Source organism: Flavobacterium sp. T50_26, from assembly GCF_057652995.1.
Map to the genome: position 1 here is coordinate 1 of NZ_JBYFCC010000032.1, position 18341 is coordinate 18341.

Annotated in this window: 12 protein-coding genes; 3 read left to right on the forward strand and 9 right to left on the reverse strand. The window is 35.8% G+C overall.

Annotation, left to right across the window (positions count from 1 at the left end; all coding sequences use genetic code 11):
- Nucleotides 1-6164: HYR-like domain-containing protein (locus tag AC23MC_RS15045; protein ID WP_487570651.1), on the reverse strand; the 6164-nt coding region annotated here is incomplete at its 3' end.
- 39 nt (nucleotides 6165-6203) lie between these two features.
- Nucleotides 6204-6722, reverse strand: coding sequence for a hypothetical protein (locus AC23MC_RS15050; protein WP_487570652.1), 519 nt, complete (start codon nucleotides 6720-6722; stop codon nucleotides 6204-6206).
- A 638-nt stretch (nucleotides 6723-7360) separates the two neighbouring features.
- Between AC23MC_RS15050 and AC23MC_RS15055 the strand changes: the two genes are divergently transcribed.
- From AC23MC_RS15055 to AC23MC_RS15065, 3 genes are read left to right on the forward strand one after another with little or no spacing between them, the layout of a single operon-like run.
- A complete protein-coding gene (locus AC23MC_RS15055) occupies nucleotides 7361-7852 on the forward strand; it encodes a SixA phosphatase family protein (protein ID WP_487569172.1) in 492 nt (163 codons plus the stop codon).
- Nucleotides 7845-9968, forward strand: a complete 2124-nt coding sequence (ppk1, locus tag AC23MC_RS15060; RefSeq protein ID WP_487569173.1) for a polyphosphate kinase 1 — start codon at nucleotides 7845-7847, stop codon at nucleotides 9966-9968. Before AC23MC_RS15055 ends, ppk1 begins: the two co-directional genes overlap by 8 nt.
- A gap of 20 nt (nucleotides 9969-9988) precedes the next feature.
- Nucleotides 9989-10879: a Ppx/GppA phosphatase family protein gene (locus AC23MC_RS15065; RefSeq protein ID WP_487569174.1), complete on the forward strand. Its 891-nt coding sequence runs from the start codon at nucleotides 9989-9991 to the stop codon at nucleotides 10877-10879.
- A gap of 328 nt (nucleotides 10880-11207) precedes the next feature.
- Here AC23MC_RS15065 and AC23MC_RS15070 read toward each other — a convergent pair whose 3' ends face one another.
- The 7 genes from AC23MC_RS15070 to AC23MC_RS15100 form a co-directional block, all read right to left on the reverse strand.
- Nucleotides 11208-11804, reverse strand: a complete 597-nt coding sequence (locus AC23MC_RS15070; RefSeq protein ID WP_487569175.1) for a DNA polymerase III subunit gamma/tau — start codon at nucleotides 11802-11804, stop codon at nucleotides 11208-11210.
- Nucleotides 11805-11845: 41 nt separating this feature from the next.
- Nucleotides 11846-12931 (reverse strand): DNA polymerase III subunit gamma/tau, encoded by a 1086-nt coding sequence (dnaX, locus tag AC23MC_RS15075; protein WP_487569176.1) that lies wholly within the window; start codon nucleotides 12929-12931, stop codon nucleotides 11846-11848.
- A gap of 134 nt (nucleotides 12932-13065) precedes the next feature.
- Nucleotides 13066-13806, reverse strand: a complete 741-nt coding sequence (locus AC23MC_RS15080) for a shikimate dehydrogenase family protein (protein WP_487569177.1) — start codon at nucleotides 13804-13806, stop codon at nucleotides 13066-13068.
- The gene (locus AC23MC_RS15085) at nucleotides 13799-14455 is read right to left on the reverse strand and encodes a DedA family protein (protein ID WP_487569178.1); all 657 of its coding nucleotides are present in this window, start codon (nucleotides 14453-14455) and stop codon (nucleotides 13799-13801) included. Before AC23MC_RS15085 ends, AC23MC_RS15080 begins: the two co-directional genes overlap by 8 nt.
- Nucleotides 14456-14482: 27 nt before the next feature.
- Nucleotides 14483-15448, reverse strand: coding sequence for a DUF368 domain-containing protein (locus tag AC23MC_RS15090; protein ID WP_487569179.1), 966 nt, complete (start codon nucleotides 15446-15448; stop codon nucleotides 14483-14485).
- Between the two features lie 73 nt (nucleotides 15449-15521).
- Nucleotides 15522-16919 (reverse strand): tetratricopeptide repeat protein, encoded by a 1398-nt coding sequence (locus AC23MC_RS15095; protein ID WP_487569180.1) that lies wholly within the window; start codon nucleotides 16917-16919, stop codon nucleotides 15522-15524.
- Between the two features lie 194 nt (nucleotides 16920-17113).
- Entirely contained in the window at nucleotides 17114-18292 is a 1179-nt protein-coding gene (locus AC23MC_RS15100; protein WP_487569181.1) for an aspartate aminotransferase family protein, read from the reverse strand.
- Between the last annotated feature and the right edge of the window lie 49 nt (nucleotides 18293-18341).

The following is an 18341-nucleotide window of genomic DNA, read 5'->3' on the forward strand; positions in this document are numbered from 1 at the left end:
GCTTCAGTAACAGAAGCAGTTCCACAGTTGTCAATAGCAGTAAGTGTAGCCATTGCAGGAATAGCATCACATTCTACAGTTAAACTAGCGGCAGGAAGCTCTTCTACGAAAGTAGGAGGCACAGTATCGTTTACAGTAATTGTTTGTGATAGTGGAGTTTCGTTACCACACGCATCCACAAACAACCAAGTTCTGGTGATTACAAATGAGTTTGGACAATCACCGGCTACAGTTGTATCCACACCTTCTACAGTGATTTCACCGGCACAATTATCAGTAGCGGTTAATGAAATAGTAGCAGGTACTTCTGAAGCACAAGCCACAGTTACAGCAGCAGGAGCCTGAGGAGCCACCGGAGCAGTACTATCTTGCACAGTGAAAGTTGCGGCTGATGTTGAGAAATTACCACACGCATCAGTTGCAGTGAAAATAACAGTTATAGCAGTTGAACAATCGTTTGATAATGCATTGAAGTCGTTAGACCAAGTTACATCCGAACAGTTGTCTGTAGCTGTAGCACCACCATTTGCTGCTAACCACGCTTCTACAGCACCTTGGTTACCTGAACCGTCACATTCTACAACAATACTAGCTGCTTGTAGTGTGATTTCAGGGTTGGTTGTATCTTGAACAGTGATTGTTTGAGTAACCGGAGCAGATTGATTTCCGCAAGCGTCAGTTGCAATCCAAGTTCTGGTTACAACAGAAGTTCCTGCACAAGCACCTGGTGTTGTTGCATCTGTAAAAGAAATTACTGGAGCTAGGTCACACGTATCAGTTGCTGCTGGAGCAGTGAATTCTGCAGTTTCAGGACAGCTGATTGTTACATCGCCACCTTGACCGGCTAATACCGGAGCAGTGTTATCTTGTATTGTAATTGTTTGACTAACCGGAGCAGATTGATTTCCGCAAGCGTCAGTTGCAATCCAAGTTCTGGTTACAACAGAAGTTCCTGCACAAGCACCTGGTGTTGTTGCATCTGTAAAAGAAATTACTGGAGCTAGGTCACACGTATCAGTTGCTGCTGGAGCAGTGAATTCTGCAGTTTCAGGACAGCTGATTGTTACATCGGCACCTTGACCGGCTAAAACCGGAGCAGTGTTATCTTGTATTGTAATTGTTTGACTAACCGGAGCAGATTGATTTCCGCAAGCGTCAGTAGCAATCCAAGTTCTGGTTATAACAGAAGTTCCTGCACAAGCACCTTGTGTTGTTGCATCTGTAAAAGAAACTACTGGAGCCAGGTCACACGTATCAGTTGCTGTTGGAGCAGTGAATTCTGCAGTTTCAGGACAGCTGATTGTTACATCGGAACCCTGACCGGCTAAAACCGGAGCAGTGTTATCTTGTATTGTAATTGTTTGACTAACCGGAGCAGATTGATTTCCGCAAGCGTCAGTAGCAATCCAAGTTCTGGTTATAACAGAAGTTCCTGCACAAGCACCTTGTGTTGTTGCATCTGTAAAAGAAACTACTGGAGCCAGGTCACAAGTATCAGTTGCTGTTGGAGCAGTGAATTCTGCAGTTTCAGGACAGCTGATTGTTACATCGGCACCTTGACCGGCTAAAACCGGAGCAGTGTTATCTTGTATTGTAATTGTTTGACTAACCGGAGCAGATTGATTTCCGCAAGCGTCAGTAGCAATCCAAGTTCTGGTTACAACAGAAGTTCCTGCACATGCACCTGGTGTTGTTGCATCTGTAAAAGAAACTACTGGAGCTAGGTCACACGTATCAGTTGCTGTTGGAGCAGTGAATTCTGCAGTTTCAGGACAGCTGATTGTTACATCGGCACCTTGACCGGCTAAGACCGGAGCAGTGTTATCTTGTATTGTAATTGATTGGCTAACCGGAGCAGATTGATTTCCGCAAGCGTCAGTTGCAATCCAAGTTCTGGTTACAACAGAAGTTCCTGCACAAGCTCCTTGTGTTGTTGCATCTGTAAAAGAAACAACTGGAGCCAAGTCACACGTATCAGTTGCTGTTGGAGCAGTGAATTCTGCAGTTTCAGGACAGCTGATTGTTACATCGCCACCTTGACCGGCTAATACCGGAGCAGTGTTATCTTGTATTGTAATTGTTTGACTAACCGGAGCAGATTGATTTCCGCAAGCGTCAGTAGCAATCCAAGTTCTGGTTACAACAGAAGTTCCTGCACAAGCACCTGGTGTTGTTGCATCTGTAAAAGAAACTACTGGAGCTAGGTCACACGTATCAGTTGCTGTTGGAGCAGTGAATTCAGCAGTTTCAGGACAGCTGATTGTTACATCGCCACCTTGACCGGCTAATACCGGAGCAGTGTTATCTTGTATTGTAATTGTTTGACTAACCGGAGCAGATTGATTTCCGCAAGCGTCAGTAGCAATCCAAGTTCTGGTTACAACAGAAGTTCCTGCACAAGCACCTGGTGTTGTTGCATCTGTAAAAGAAACTACCGGAGCCAGGTCACACGTATCAGTTGCTGTTGGAGCAGTGAATTCTGCAGTTTCAGGACAGCTGATTGTTACATCGCCACCTTGACCGGCTAAAACCGGAGCAGTGTTATCTTGAACGTTAATCGTTTGTGAAGCAGTTGAAATATTACCACATTCATCTGTGGCAGTCCAGGTTCTTGTTATAGAATAAGAGCCTTCACAACTTCCGTCTGAAGAAACATCTTCAAATGTTAAAGTAAATGTAGAATCACATTGGTCTATTGCAGTTGCCTGAGTAAACTGTGGTTGATTAGGACAACTAATTGTAGAAGTAGACGGTAGGGCATCAATTACTGGAGCTGTTGTGTCTATTACATTGATTGTTTGCGAAGCTGTTGACGAATTTCCACAATCATCTTCTGCTGTCCATGTTCTAGTTACAGAGTAAGAACCGGCACAGTCACCTTCTGAAGTTGTATCAATAAATGTAAGTGTGAAATCTGAGCCACATTCATCAATTGCAACAGCTTGATCAAAACTTAAATTAATTCTGCTAATTTGTGATGGAACACAACTAATTGTTGTTTCACCCGGTAGCGGATTAATAATAGGAGCAGAGTCGTCCTCAACATTAATTGTTTGTGAGGCAGAAGATATATTACCACATAAATCTGTTGCCGTCCAAGTTCTAGTTACAGAATAAGAACCAGCACATTGACCTGTAGTAGTTATGTCAACATAAGTTAGTGTAAAATCTGAACCACAAACGTCTGTAGCAGTAGCTTGAGTAAATTCAGGTATAGCAGGACAACTAATGGTTGATTCGGATGGTAAATCATTGATTACTGGAGCAGAATCATCTATCACTATGATTGTTTGCGTTGCTGTTGAAACGTTTCCTGAAGTATCAGTAGCCGTCCAAGTTCTTGTAATGGAGTAAGATCCTGCACAAGCACCCGTTGTAGTTACGTCTTCGAAAGTTAAGCTTACTGTACCACAAATGTCTGTAGCTGAAGCTTGTTCGAATGCTGGTGTTGAAGGACAACTTATCGTAGTCTCACCAGGTAATGAAGCAAAAACAGGAGGAGTAGTGTCAATAATATTTATTGTGATTGTAGCAGAACTACAGTTGGTTAGATTTGAAGTTTCACAAATAGAATAACCAAAAACATATTGACCGGCCGGAATTCCTTGAATCACAGAAATGTTTCCTTGTGCATCAAATGAAATGTTTGGATGATTTCCGGATGTGATTTCAAAAGTTACATTGCTTGAAGTCGCTTGATTTCCATCAAGCGTATCATTAGATAAGGCATTCCCAATAATCCCTGATGATATACAACTAATAGAATTTAGTGTATCATCTTCGGCAATAATTTCACCACAGAATGAAACTGTAAATTGGAAATAACAACCATTGGCATTATAAGGCACTGCATAGTATAATAATGTATTTCCGGCAGAAATTGGAATAGAAGTTATTTCAGGAGTTGTAACCGGATAAGTTGCATAAAATTTTGTTCCAGGAGGAAAGGCAGAAGCTAATTGCGAAGCTGGTATTGGTCCTGTAACGTCACAAAATGTGAAATTTCTAATTAAAGGAACATCTTCACAATTTTCTGTTACATAATTATCGGCATTAATACCTACAGCTAATGGTTGAGGAATTGGTTGCCCAAGACATTCGCCGTTTGCATCATCATATCCAAGTATTAATCCACGATCTTTAAATGAAGTACCTGTGATTGCACCAATTCCACTAGTAAAACCATTCAATATAATATCATTTATACACTCAGGATTTGATAAAATTGCACAGTTTTCTGTAGCTTTCAATTTAAAACGAAGAGAAGCTAATAAAGTTTGTGGATCTGCAGGAAGCGGTAATGTTCCGAAATCCCAAACAATAGAACCAGTTGCTCCTAAAGCAGGATCAAAGTATAAATTGTTTGGTGATGGATTTGGTGTAAAGAAAATAGAACTCGATAAACTACCGGGAACATATGTTGCTGTAAAAGGTATAGGTAAAACTATTTTATAGTTGTTCACAGCTTCTGTACCAAGATTTTTTATGTTTAAACCATATTCAATTTCCTGGCCAGGTTGAATAGAATAAGGGCCAGCCGGAGCAGCAGGAACGTTATTTAAGCTTAAAGTTGATAAAATCCCTTCCGTTTCAGGTATGTATGCATCTACCGACATTGTAATGTTGAAGATAACAAAAGTATCTTGCGTAGTTCCATATCTAAAGCGAGTAGATGTTTGATTATTTGTAATTACACTATTGTTTGCATTAGGAATATCAAACATACTAATATCTAATCCTGAGTTATTTAGTAGGTTTGGATTTCGTGTGTTACCTCCTGTAAAAATAGAGGAATTAAAGAAGTTATTTGTTCCATTACCTCCATGATTCAAAGTAACCCAGTTTGCATTTGTATGATTTCTGATTTGAAAATAGTCTCCAGCAATACCTCGATCACCTTCTCCGGCCATCATTCCTAATTTCATGTTAACAGGTCCGGCTTGAACAGTATTGAATCCAGAAACAGGAATTTCAAAGTCGGCAGTAACACTACCTGCAACATAAGAGTGACCATCAAAAACGGTAACATCTCTCCATTTCATTTTGTCATTTTCATAAACAACAACCATTCCCCATCCACCGTAATATCCTGTAGAACCGCCATTTCCTTCAATTAATGGAACATCAGCTATGGTATAGGCTCCTAAACCATTGTTTTTTACGTATTCGGTAACTTCAATATATCCTGAATACATAAAACCATCAGAAGCATCCGGATAATAAATATCATCATCATCAGCGGTTAATTGAGTATAAGAGGTTGAACCGGGTCCTTTGATAGAAATTTTTCTTTTATCAAATGTCTTAGATTCTGTAATAGTTCCTACAATTGTTCCAGCCACATTTACATTTGCAAAAGAAGTACTTTGTGTATCTCCTGTGCTAAGATTAGTTGCGGTGCTTCTTACCAAACTGTTTATTGTTAAGTTAACAGTTCCGTTAACAATCACATAGGGGGTATTTAACGTTGCAGTTCCTGTTGAGCCTGAGGTTGAATAACTTACAGGCACATTTACAGCAGTACCACCATTTACAGACAGAGTAACTCTATTTGCTCCTGTGTTGTTTGTAAATCTAAAAACATACGTATTTCCACCACTTGAAAAAGTATAAATTGGACTTCTATTACTGTTAGATGGATTATCTCTACTAACATTTAATGTATAACTTGTATTTGTAATTGCTTGATTGTGTCCAACAGTTGAATTTTGATTTATTGTTTGAGTTCCACCGGAAACAGTTCTGTTTACAGTAAAAATAGTTGGACTCGTAGAAGCATCAGAAGCTCTCCCTGTCCAATATAATCCTGCATAAACTATAGTTGAACATTCAGGATTTGCTCCATTTTCTGTAGACAAGTTAAGATTAGCAGATGATGAATTCCACGTAGTAGAATCTCCATCAATGTCGATGTATCGCATGTTATTAGCATTCGATGTTTCATCGCCATAATCTACAAGTGTTAGGTTAGCATTACCAATCATGGTAAAATCACCTTTTACGTTGTAAATGGTCTTCTGAGGTGTGTAAACAGAAGTTCTTTGTGTAAAAGGAACTCGCACCTGAGCATTTACATAAAACGAATTACCTAACAATACCATTAAAAGTAGTATCAGATAATTTGATTTTAGGTTTAGTTTGAAATTTGAGTATATATTATTCATGATATTTCTTTAACTATTAATTTAATAACTGAAATACTTTTAAGTTGGTTTTTCAACTGTATATAAAATTGTATAACCAGTCTTGTTGTTTTTTATCAAATTTTTAATCATATCTACCGTACAGTCAAAACTAACTGTTATGAAGATAACTCTAATAGTCTGATAATTTGAAAATAGCGATAAATCAACGGGAATTGAAAGATCTTCTTTTTTATTGATTTTTACCGTAACTAATTCAACTTTACTTAAATCTAAATTTAAGTCTCTAATTTTTGAAATAGAGGGTACATCAACAAACAATACTTTGGCTGGTTTGCCGTATGTGTTTACAGAACCATTGTTTACATAGATCGAAGGATGTAAATCCTTTATCAATGATCTTACAGAAGTTACTCTGGTAAGACTAGCCGATTCCACTTTTGGTTCACTTTTCAAGTATTCTTTAACTTCTGTAATTCTGAAGTCTTGTGAAAAACCTAAAAAGGGAAGTACCAAAAATAGCAGAACAATCAATGCCAAAGCGTTGTTAGTTCGCTTGGGCTGGGCTTGATTTTCCATAATTTTTAATTTTAATTTCGAATTCATGATTTTTGACTTTTTTAGTTAAGTTTTTTAATGTTAGTATTTGGTTGATTTGGGATGATAAATTTCTATATTTCTCAAGAGTTTAGTTATTTATGCATGGCTAAACTATGTACTATATGATTTTTTTATTCATTTAGTCTGTAACTAACCTAAAAACTCGATAAATTGCACTTGATATACCGTTTGTGGAGTTTTTAATCGATGAATAACCTCTTCTTTTTCTTATTTTTTTCATAAATTGATTCACATTTTTGCGTTAATTTATTCTTAAATTCTTGACGAATGTATAAAGTTGTTTCGAGAAAAAAAAATATTTAGTCGATAAAATGCACTTATTTGTCGATAAACTGTGTTAAAATAGTAAAATGGTAAGAAAATACATTTAAAAATAGTTATTAACAGTCTTTGTTAATAAGTGATGTTCACTATTATTACTAAAATTAAGATTGAATTGAAGTTTTATCACAAAAAAAATAAGGTATGTTATTATTTTAACAATTTTGCTGTGCACTAAAAAATATATAAATTTTGACCATTACTGATTATGATATTTAAAAAAAAATCTTAAATTGTAATGAAATTTAAATTAAGTATCACAAATTTATTTTAATATGAAAAATTTAATATTAATCAGACACGCAAAATCCAGTTGGGATGCTCCGGTTCATGATAAAGAAAGGGTTTTGGTGCAACGCGGTGTTCGTGATGCTCATTTAGTAGCTCAAAATATTACCAATTTTCTACCAAAAACAAATTTAATTTGGAGCAGTACAGCTAAAAGAGCTTCTGAAACAGCTATTATTTTTGCTCAAAACCAATCATGGCCAATTGAAAGTATTATTTTTAAAGACGATTTATACACTTTTGATGTCTCCAAACTCGAAAAATCTATAAAATCATGTGATAATAGTTATGAAAATGTTATTCTTTTCGGTCATAATGAGGCAATCACAGAATTTGTTAATAAATTTGGAGATGTTTTTATAGAAAACGTTCCCACTGCCGGATTTGTATCCATTTCATTTAATGTAACAAGTTGGACAGATTTAGGTAAAGGGAAAACAAATAAAATTCTTTTTCCAAGAGATTTAAAATATGATTAAAGCAATAGAATACCGTTATGTTGATAGAGAAAAAAGTTGGTTATGTTTTAATGCAAGAGTGCTTCAAGAAGCCGCAGATCCAACTGTTCCATTATTAGATAGACTACGCTTTTTAGGGATTTTTTCCAATAATTTAGATGAATTTTTTCGAGTTAGGTTTGCCGCTATTAGACGATTATCGCTTTCCGGACAAACCGGAGAAAAGGTGTTGGGAGGAATTTCATCGCAGCAATTACTAAAAGATATTACCGATATTGTAATCAAACAACAATCAGAAAGTTTACGTATTCTCAATATCATCGAAAAGGAACTGGAAAAAGAGGGCGTTTTTATCATCAATGAAAAAGAAATTTCAAAAGAACAAGAAAACTATATCCGCGATTTTTTTATTCAAAAAGTAAGTCCGGCTTTGGTTACAATTATTCTTAATGATTTAGCAGAATTTCCTCTTTTACGAGATACTTCGGGGTATTTGGCTGTAAAACTCGTTATGAAAAATGAGTCAGCAGAAAAATCATCCTTTTTAGGATTCAAAAAAACTAAAAAAGATATTCGTTATGCAGTAGTTGAAATTCCAAAAACAATCAACCGATTTGTTGTACTGCCTTCCAATGGCGAAAAACAATATATCATTTTGTTAGACGATGTGATTCGGTATAACCTACAAAGCATTTTTAATATTTTTGATTATGAAAGCATTTCTGCTCACATGATTAAGATTACCCGTGATGCTCAGTTGGAAATTGACAGTGATATTAGTAAAAGTTTTGCAGAAAAAATTTCAGAAAGTGTTCGCGATAGAAGAATTGGCGAACCGGTTCGGTTTGTTTATGATCAGTCGATTGATAAAGATACGCTGAAGTTTTTCTTAGAAAAAATGAACATCGATTCAACCGATAGTATCATCCCCGGAGGAAGATACCATAACCGTCGCGACTACATGGATTTTCCAAATTTAGGTCGATATGATTTGTTATACCAACCCAAAACACCTCTTCCGGTGGATGGTTTAGGTTTGGAAGGAAGCATCATCAAAAAAATCAGCGAAAAAGATTATTTGGTCAATGCACCATACCAATCGTTTTCCTATTTAATTAAATTTCTTCGTGAAGCAGCTCTTGATCCAAAAGTCATCAGTATTAAAATCACACTTTATCGTTTAGCTAAAAATTCTCAAATTATTAGTTCGTTGATAAATGCTGCAAAAAACGGAAAAAAAGTAACCGTTCAAATTGAACTACAAGCTCGCTTTGACGAAGCCAGCAATATTTCGTATGCCGAACAAATGCAAACCGAAGGAATCAATTTAATTTTTGGTGTAAAAGGACTAAAAGTACACAGCAAAATTTGTGTTATAGATAGGGTAGAAGACAAAAAAATAAAACGATACGGATTCATTTCTACCGGAAACTTCAACGAATCTACTGCAAAAGTTTACACAGATGTTACGTTGTTCACCAGCCATCAGCAAATTTTAAAAGATGCCGACAAAGTATTCGATTTCTTTGAAGTCAATTACCGTGTGCATCGCTACAAGCATTTGGTTGTTTCGCCACATTACACCCGAAATAAAATGTATAAACTCATTGATCGAGAAATTATGCATGCTCTTTCCGGAAAAGAAACATATATTAAGTTGAAAATGAATAGTTTGTCAGATACGAGAATGATTGATAAATTATATGATGCAAGTAGAGCAGGAGTGAAAATCCAATTGATTATTCGCGGAATATGTTGTTTGATTCCGGGTGTAAAAGGAATGAGCGAAAACATCGAAGCCATCAGTATTGTTGATAATTTCCTTGAGCATTCAAGAATTTTTATCTTTGGAAATCATGGCAAACCGGAAGTTTTCATTTCTTCTGCCGATTTTATGACGCGAAATATCGATGCCAGAGTAGAAGTAACTTGTCCGATTTATGACGAAAACATCAAACTAGAACTCATTGAAAGTTTTGATGTGGGTTGGAAAGGAAATGTAAAAGCCCGTTACCATTCTGAAAAATTAGATAATAAATACCGTGTTCGAAAAGAAAGTGATCGAGTTTTCAGAGCACAAATTGAAACCTATAATTACTACCGAAATCAATTGGAAGTAGTTACAGAAAATTTATAACCCCAAATTTCAAATAAATAATGATTAACATAAAAAGATACGCTGCCATCGATATTGGTTCCAATGCCATGCGGTTGTTGGTGTCTAACATCGTGGAGCAAGACGGAAAAGATACACAATTTAACAAAAGTTCGTTGGTTCGTGTGCCTATTCGTTTAGGGCAAGATGTTTTTACAGTTGGTGAAATATCCGATGAAAATATCGAACGAATGATTGATGCGATGAAAGCCTTTAAACTATTAATGAAAGTCCACAAAGTGGAACGGTACAAAGCCTGTGCAACTTCGGCCATGCGTGAAGCTGATAATAATAGTGATGTGGTTGAAATTATTCAGCGAGAAGCCGATATTCAAATTGATATTATTGATGGAAAAAAAGAAGCAGCCATAATCGCTTCTTCCGATTTAAAAGAATATATCGCCACCGACAAAACCTATTTATATGTAGATGTTGGTGGTGGAAGTACCGAATTCTCCTTGTTTTCCAACGGAAAAATCATTGCTTCCAAATCCTTCAAAAACGGAACCGTTCGTATGTTGAATAATATGGTCAATGAGATTGTTTGGGTTGAAATCGAAAAATGGATCAAACTCAATACCGCTCCGTTTGAAGATGTTACGATGATTGGTTCCGGTGGAAACATCAACAAACTTTTCAAAATGACAGGAAAACAGCAAGACAAACCGTTGACATACTTAGGTTTAAATGCTCAATATGCCATGTTGAACAAAATGACCTACGATCAACGCATCTCCGAACTAGCCTTAAACCCCGATCGTGCCGACGTAATCATACCAGCCACAAAAATCTACTTGAATGCCATGAAGTGGAGTGGAGCCCGCCATCTATACGTTCCCAAAATCGGACTTTCAGATGGAATTGTAAAGGCAATGTATTATGGGAGGATTTAAGTTTGAAAGAGCTTGTTAGATTTAGGATTTCTAATTAGACTTCCTTATAGAATTGAAAGATACACTGTGTAATTTCGACGAAGGAGAAATCACATAATTTGCTAACGATATGTGATTTCTCCTTCGTCGAAATGACACAATCAAGGGAATGTTGTAATTAATTAAAACCACTAGTCAGGTACTCATAAATCCGCGAAAATCCGCTTTTGCAAAGCAAATCAAAAAAATCCGTTCCAATCTGTTCAATCTTTCTGATCCGTGTTCCATTAAAAGTGTATTTAGTTCACCCAAATTGACACATTGCCACATTGACAAATCGCCACATTAACTAAACATCCAAATCAAACGTCTTCCTTAACAACTCCAAGTTCGGATTAATTTCATTCAATCGATTAAATTTATCCTGCGGAGTAAAAGCCCGTTTGTTCTCCATTTTTTCATTCACCACCAACTCAATTTCAATGTCGTGGTTATGAAGCATTCCACGCAAATAACCTAAAACCTCGTTTTTAGTTCGTTCAAATTCCAAACGCGTTCCTTCGTTCGGTAGTTCATGAGTAATTTTAGCTCCGTTTAATTTTGGATCATTGATTAACATCAGCGAATGCATAATCATTTGCCCTTTTTCCTCCAACTTCAACGCAAATTTGTTCCATTGCAGCAACATATCCGTTTCATTAAAAGGCTCGGTAGGATATTGAATAACTTCTTTTGTGACCAATTTTTGAGCTTCCGCTAACTCTTTTTTCTGTTTAATGCTCGCCAACGAAAAAGCTGAAACCTTTGGTTCGCCATTAGAAATAATTGGAATATCAATTTTGGGTTTTGTAGTTTCTTCCACAACAGGTTCGTTGAAAGAAGGAGTTTCAACTTTCGGAATTTCTTTTGGTAGATTCGGAACAACTTCCACAGAAGTATTTGCCACTTCAATAGCACCTAATTTTCCAAGAAAATGAAAAGGCGGAATTATATAGCCGTTAACTTTTTTTTTTCTCCATCAAAAGTGATAGAGCCTAATTGCATCAAACAAAGTTCGATGAGTAAACGTTGGTTCTGACTTACTTTGAACTTCAAATCCGTATCATTTGCCAATTCAATTGCTTTCAACAAAAACTCCTGACTGCATTTTTGAGCCTGAATACCATACAACTTCTGAGCTTGTTCGCCGGCTTCCAACAACACTAAAGTGGCAGGATTTTTACAAACCAATAAATCCCTAAAGTGCGAAGCCAACCCTTGAATAAAATGATGAGCATCAAAACCACGAGCCAAAATATCATTAAATGCCATCAACAATTCCGGTAATTTATTTTCCAGAAGTAAGTCGGTTACATTAATATAGGATTCATAATCCAACACATTCAAATTCTCAGTAACTGCCTGACGTGTCAAATTATTTCCGCAATAGGAAACCACTCGATCAAAAATCGATAACGCATCCCGCATCGCACCATCTGCTTTTTGAGCAATAATATGCAACGCATCGTCTTCAAACTGAATACCTTGACTTTCGGCAACATACGCCAAATGTTCTTTGGCATCTTTCACCGTAATCCGTTTAAAATCAAAAATTTGACAACGAGACAAAATAGTTGGAATGATTTTATGCTTTTCGGTCGTGGCCAAAATAAATATGGCGTGTTTTGGTGGTTCTTCCAACGTTTTCAAAAACGCATTGAAAGCCGCAGACGAAAGCATATGCACCTCATCAATAATATACACCTTATATTGTCCGGTTTGTGGTGGTATGCGAACTTGGTCAATCAAATTCCGAATATCGTCCACCGAATTGTTGGAAGCCGCATCCAATTCAAACACATTGAACGCAAAATCCTCATTTGGGTCATCATACCCGGGTTGGTTAATCTTTCGGGCCAAAATTCTCGCACAAGTCGTTTTTCCCACACCACGCGGTCCGGTAAAAAGTAAAGCCTGAGCTAAATGATTGTTTTCTATGGCATTAAGCAATGTGTTGGTAATAGCCTGCTGACCCACCACGTCAATAAACGTCTGGGGTCTGTATTTTCGGGCTGATACAACAAATTGTTCCATAAAAAATGATTGGATGACAAATATAAAATTTAATTGTTGATTGGCAAGGGGAGAAGGGAAATTAGTTGCAGTTTATATGCTTTGCCAGATAGATAATATCAATACAAAAATGACAAGTCGACAGATGATTTTTACTATTCTTTATTCCAAATCTTCCAACCCTTTTCCGCCTGCAAAACCAACATTTCATAACCATTTTTAGTCACAGCATTTTTGGCTTTCGCACGTTTTAGGAATTCAGTTTCTTCGGGGTTATAAATCAAGTCAAAAGCAATATGTTCTTCCGTAAAAAAGTCATACGGAATTGGAGGAAATTCTTCCAGATTCGGATGTGTTCCGAGTGGAGTGCAATTAATTAATATTTGAAAATTATCAAATGTTGTTGCATTAATATATTTATAATCCATCGCATCTTCTTTTTTACTTCTGGAAACAAACGTGTGCAAAATACCCAATTCTTCCAACGCAAAAGCCACCGCTTTTGATGCACCGCCGGTTCCTAAAATCAAGGCTTTTTGATGATGTGGCTGTAATAAAGGTTCTATCGATTTTTTGAAACCATAGTAATCTGTGTTGTAGCCTTTTAGCTTGCCTTTTTTTGTAAATTTAATGCAATTAACCGCACCAATTTTTGTTGCTTTTTCATTCAATTTATTCAAATATGGAATAATTTTTTCTTTATATGGAATGGTGACATTAAGCCCTTTTAAATTTGGATTTTCTCTAATAATTTTTGGAAATTGAGTAATGGCTTGCAGATCAAAATTTTCATATGAATTGCCAATTAGTTCTTCTTTTTCAAATTTAGTTGTGAAATATTTTTTTGAAAAGGAATAACTAATGTTTTTTCCGATAAGTCCAAACATTTTATTCATCTGCTTCTTTTTTTCTGAAGAAAATTTGTTTTAATAAAGGTATGTTGGCTATTATTATAATTAGAATAATAAATTTTTCGAGATGATCTTTTACATACTCAATCTGACCTAAAAAATAGCCTAATAAACAAATTACGGCAACCCAAAGTACTGCACCAATTAAACTGAATTTTAAAAATGTTTTATAAGGAACATACGTTGCACCACTTAAAAAAGGTACAATTGTTCGCACTACAGGAATAAATCGGGCAATAATTATTGAATTTTTACCATTTTTATCGAAAAATTTTTGAGCTCTTAAAATGTGGCTTTTTCGAATAAAGAATGTTTTTTCACTATTTAAAATGTAACTGCCGAACTTTTTGCCAACATAATAATTTACGTTATCGCCCAAAAGAGCTGCAAAAATTAATAATGGAATAATGATAACAATATTTAGTTCACCACGGGCAGCAATCATACCAATTGCAAAAATTAGAGCATCACCCGGTAGAAAAGGCATGACAAATGACATTATGATTAATCCTGTTTCTGCGAATACTAAGAAAAATAAAATGGCATAAATCCAATTGTCATATTTTTCAATTAGTTTTGAAAGAATTTGATCTGGCTGAGACAAGAATTTTATCAGTAAATCAATTAAATCCATCCTATTTTTGTTTACAGGTTTTAAGGCTTATTTAGAAAATTTTTCACCCACCTTTTCGACAATAAAGATAGTTAAAAATCCAGCAATCATTAAAATAATTGCTGTTGTAATTTGACTATCTCCTTCAAAATACTGTGGTAATATACTTTTTTCCAAAACAGCAACTTCTTCTCCGTGCGAGTCAATTCTGGTTGATAGTACTTTTTTCCATGGCCACACTTTGTTCAACGATCCTAACATAAATCCGGTTAAAACCGCCATTGTAGCATTTCTATAATTATCGAACATCCAATTTAAAACTTTAGAAAACAATTTTATTCCCAAAATTGCACCAACAGCAAAAGTTATTAGTTTAAGGAAGGATTTAGAAATTAAATCAAAATCCAAAGAAAGTAAACCTTCTCTAAATTGATTTATTGTGCCAATTACAATTGCATACGACCCCATTAAAACCAGAATAAAAGCACCCGAAATACCGGGTAAGATCATTGCTATGATTGCTATAAAACCTGAAATAAATAAGTAAAAATAGCTATCTGGAGAAGCAACTGGCTCCACAATTGTTATGTAATATGATATGATTGTTCCTAGAGCAAAAAATAGAATAGTAGTAAGTTTTTTATCTGTTATTTGTTTTCCAACAAAATAAATACTGGCAATTACCAATCCAAAGAAAAATGACCAAACTAAAATGGGTTGAGTTGCCAAAAGATGTGTAATGACTTTGGAAAGAGATAAAATACTTATGGCAATTCCGGTTAGCAATGCAAGAAGAAAGCTACCGTTTATTTGTTGCCATGCTATTTTGAATCCGTTTTTTTTGCATGAAGAAAAGAAGGAAAAATCTACTTTGTTGATAGTATCAATCAGCTCCTGATAAATACCTGAGATAAATGCAATTGTTCCGCCGGAAACACCAGGAACCACATCGGCAGCTCCCATGGCTAAACCTTTGAGCATTATAACAAAATAATCGGGGAAAAGTTTTCTCATAAAAAAAATGCGTTCCGCTTTTGAAACGGAACGCAAATTAGGGAAAATTTTTATATTTATATTGGAAATTATGCTAAGATTTCAAATGTTTTATAATTACATTTTGAACAATTTTTTTATCCCAAACCACAGGAAATAATTCCTCCATTAAAGTTCTGTTATTTGCATTTAAACGCAAACCATTGGTGAGGTGGAATTTTCCTTTGTCGTTTTGTTGCAACATATAGTAGATTCCGGCCAAACGATATTCTACTTGATATTCATCCGGAAAAAATTCGGCTGCTTGCAATAAAGTTTGAATAGCACTATCAAATTCACCTAGAAACTGAAGAATATCAACCCAAAACAACCAAGTGTCTAGTTGAGCATCGCCAAATTCTACTGCTTTGCGGTAGCCAAATTCTGCTTCCTCATAAAAATTCATTTGTCGATTAATATTTGCATATCGTTTCCAATACAATTGATTTTCATTATCAATTGCCAAGGCTTTGTTTACATAAAACAATGCTTTTTGATAATTTTTTAATCGAATATAAAAATCAGTAATCGCTATCCAACCTTTATCCAACAATGGATCTTCGTGAACGGTTTGGTTGTAGAATTTAATTGCTTCGGCTTTATTACCTAGTTTTTCATGACATTTTCCAATTCGTAACAAAGCATAAGAAGTTGGGTCTTCTAATTCTATGGTGCGGTCGTAGGCTTCAATTGCTTCTTCAAAACGTTTTAATTTTTCAAGCGATTTGCCTTTTTCCATGAATGCACCAATAAATTCGTCGTCAATTAAGGTAGCATAATCAAAACAACGCAATGCATTTTCGTAGTTTTTGATGCTGTAACTCAATCTTCCTTGTTGGTGCCAAGCGATTTCGCTGTATGGATTTTTTTCGATGTAACTTTCTAAATAGGCAATAGCGTCTTTTTGTTGGTCAAGAAATTCAAAACAATATACGACGTTATACAAAGCTGCTTGGTCTTCAATATCTACTTCTAAACATCGGACAAAATTGAATTTGGCCAATTCTAAATTGTCCATGAAGAGATATTCCATTCCCATCAAATTATATACATCGGCGTAATCATCAGTAAATTGTAATGCTTTTTCTAATTCTTCAATTGCTTTTTCGTGTTGGTCACGTTTAGAATAAATGTTAGCTTTTTGAATGTAAATCTCTTCATTGTGGGGTTCAATGGCATACAACTCGTTGAGCATTTTTTCGGCTACATCAAGTTTGTCGTCATAAATCAACATTTCAATTTGAACCAGTTTTAATCCGGTAGATCTTGGATGTTGTTCGAGAGCTAATTTCAAGGCTTTTTTGGCCAGAGATGCTTTACCCATATCAAGATAGTGAAGAATAATTTCTTCAAACTCCTCGGAATCGAAAAAGAAAACTTTGTTGGTTTTCAGCATCGATTCAAATCTCGATAAGGATACGTTGTAATCGTCTTCTTCGTGACTTAAATGCATACTCGATTGTTTTAAAATTATCCTTCTCTAAATTAGGAAAGGAATGCTCAGATTCTATTTTTTTGTTTAATTGTTGTAAACAATTTAATTAACAGGTTTTGTGGAAGGGTAATTGGTGAAAGGTAAAGGGTAAAAGGTGATTGATTTATAAAGGATTAAAACCTATTACCCATTACCAATAGCCCATTACCATTTTATACCATTTCATTTAAAGCTTCCAACAATATTGCACAACCTTCTCTAATTTCATCTTCAGAAATTGTTAAGGGTGGTGTAATTCGGATTGCTCTTCCTTCAAAAAGCAGCCAAAAAAGAATTAAACCTTTGTCTTGGCATTTAAAAATTACTTCGTTTGTAATTTCCGGTGTTTCAACCATTGCGGCCAACATTAATCCTTTTCCTCTTATATCTTTTATCAAAGGATGTACCAAAAGTTGCCTGAAGAGCTTTTCTTTTTCTAACGTTTGTGCCATTAGGTCGGTTTCAGTGACTTCCTGAAGTGTTGCCAAACATGCTGCTGCTATGACAGGATGTCCGCCAAAAGTGGTAATATGACCTAATTTTGGATCATGACTCAATAAATCCATGTATTCCGCTTTGGCAGTAAAAGCACCTACAGGCATTCCGCCACCCATTCCTTTTCCCATAATAACTACGTCGGGAACAACATTATAGTTTTCAAAACCGAACATTTTACCTGTTCTTCCAAAGCCGGGCTGAATTTCATCAACTATCATCAACGCACCAACTTCTTCACAACGTTGCTTGATTTTGGTTAAAAATCCATTTTCAGGTTGAATAAAACCGGCTCCACCTTGAATGCTCTCTAAAATTACTCCGGCGGTTTTGGTTGTTATTTTTTGGATGTCTTCCAAATTATTAAACGTAATAAAATCCACATCCGGAATAAGCGGACGAAAGATTTGCTTGCGTTCTTCAAATCCCATCACGCTCATTGAACCCATAGTGTTACCATGATAAGCATTATAGCAAGAAATTAACTGACTTCTTCCGGTTACTCGTCTGGCGAGTTTTAAAGCACCTTCGGTGGCTTCGGTTCCGGAGTTGACTAAATAGGTTTTGTTGAGTGGTTCCGGCATATTTGCAGCCAACAATTTACAAAATTCAACGGCTGGATGTTGAGCATATTCGCCATACACCATAACATGTGAATATTTGTCCAATTGATCTTTGATAGCTTGATTTACTCTCGGATGTTGATGACCCAAACTACAGGCTGAAACACCTGCCACAAAATCTAAATATTTTTTATTGTTGGTATCGTAGATGTAACTTCCTTTTGCATGCGAAACTTCCATCGCAAGCGGATAGGGTGACGTTTGAGCTTGGTATTTGAGGAAATCTTCTTTCATTATGGTAAAAGGTTATAGGTAATTGGTAAAGGGTGCTTTTAACCCGTAA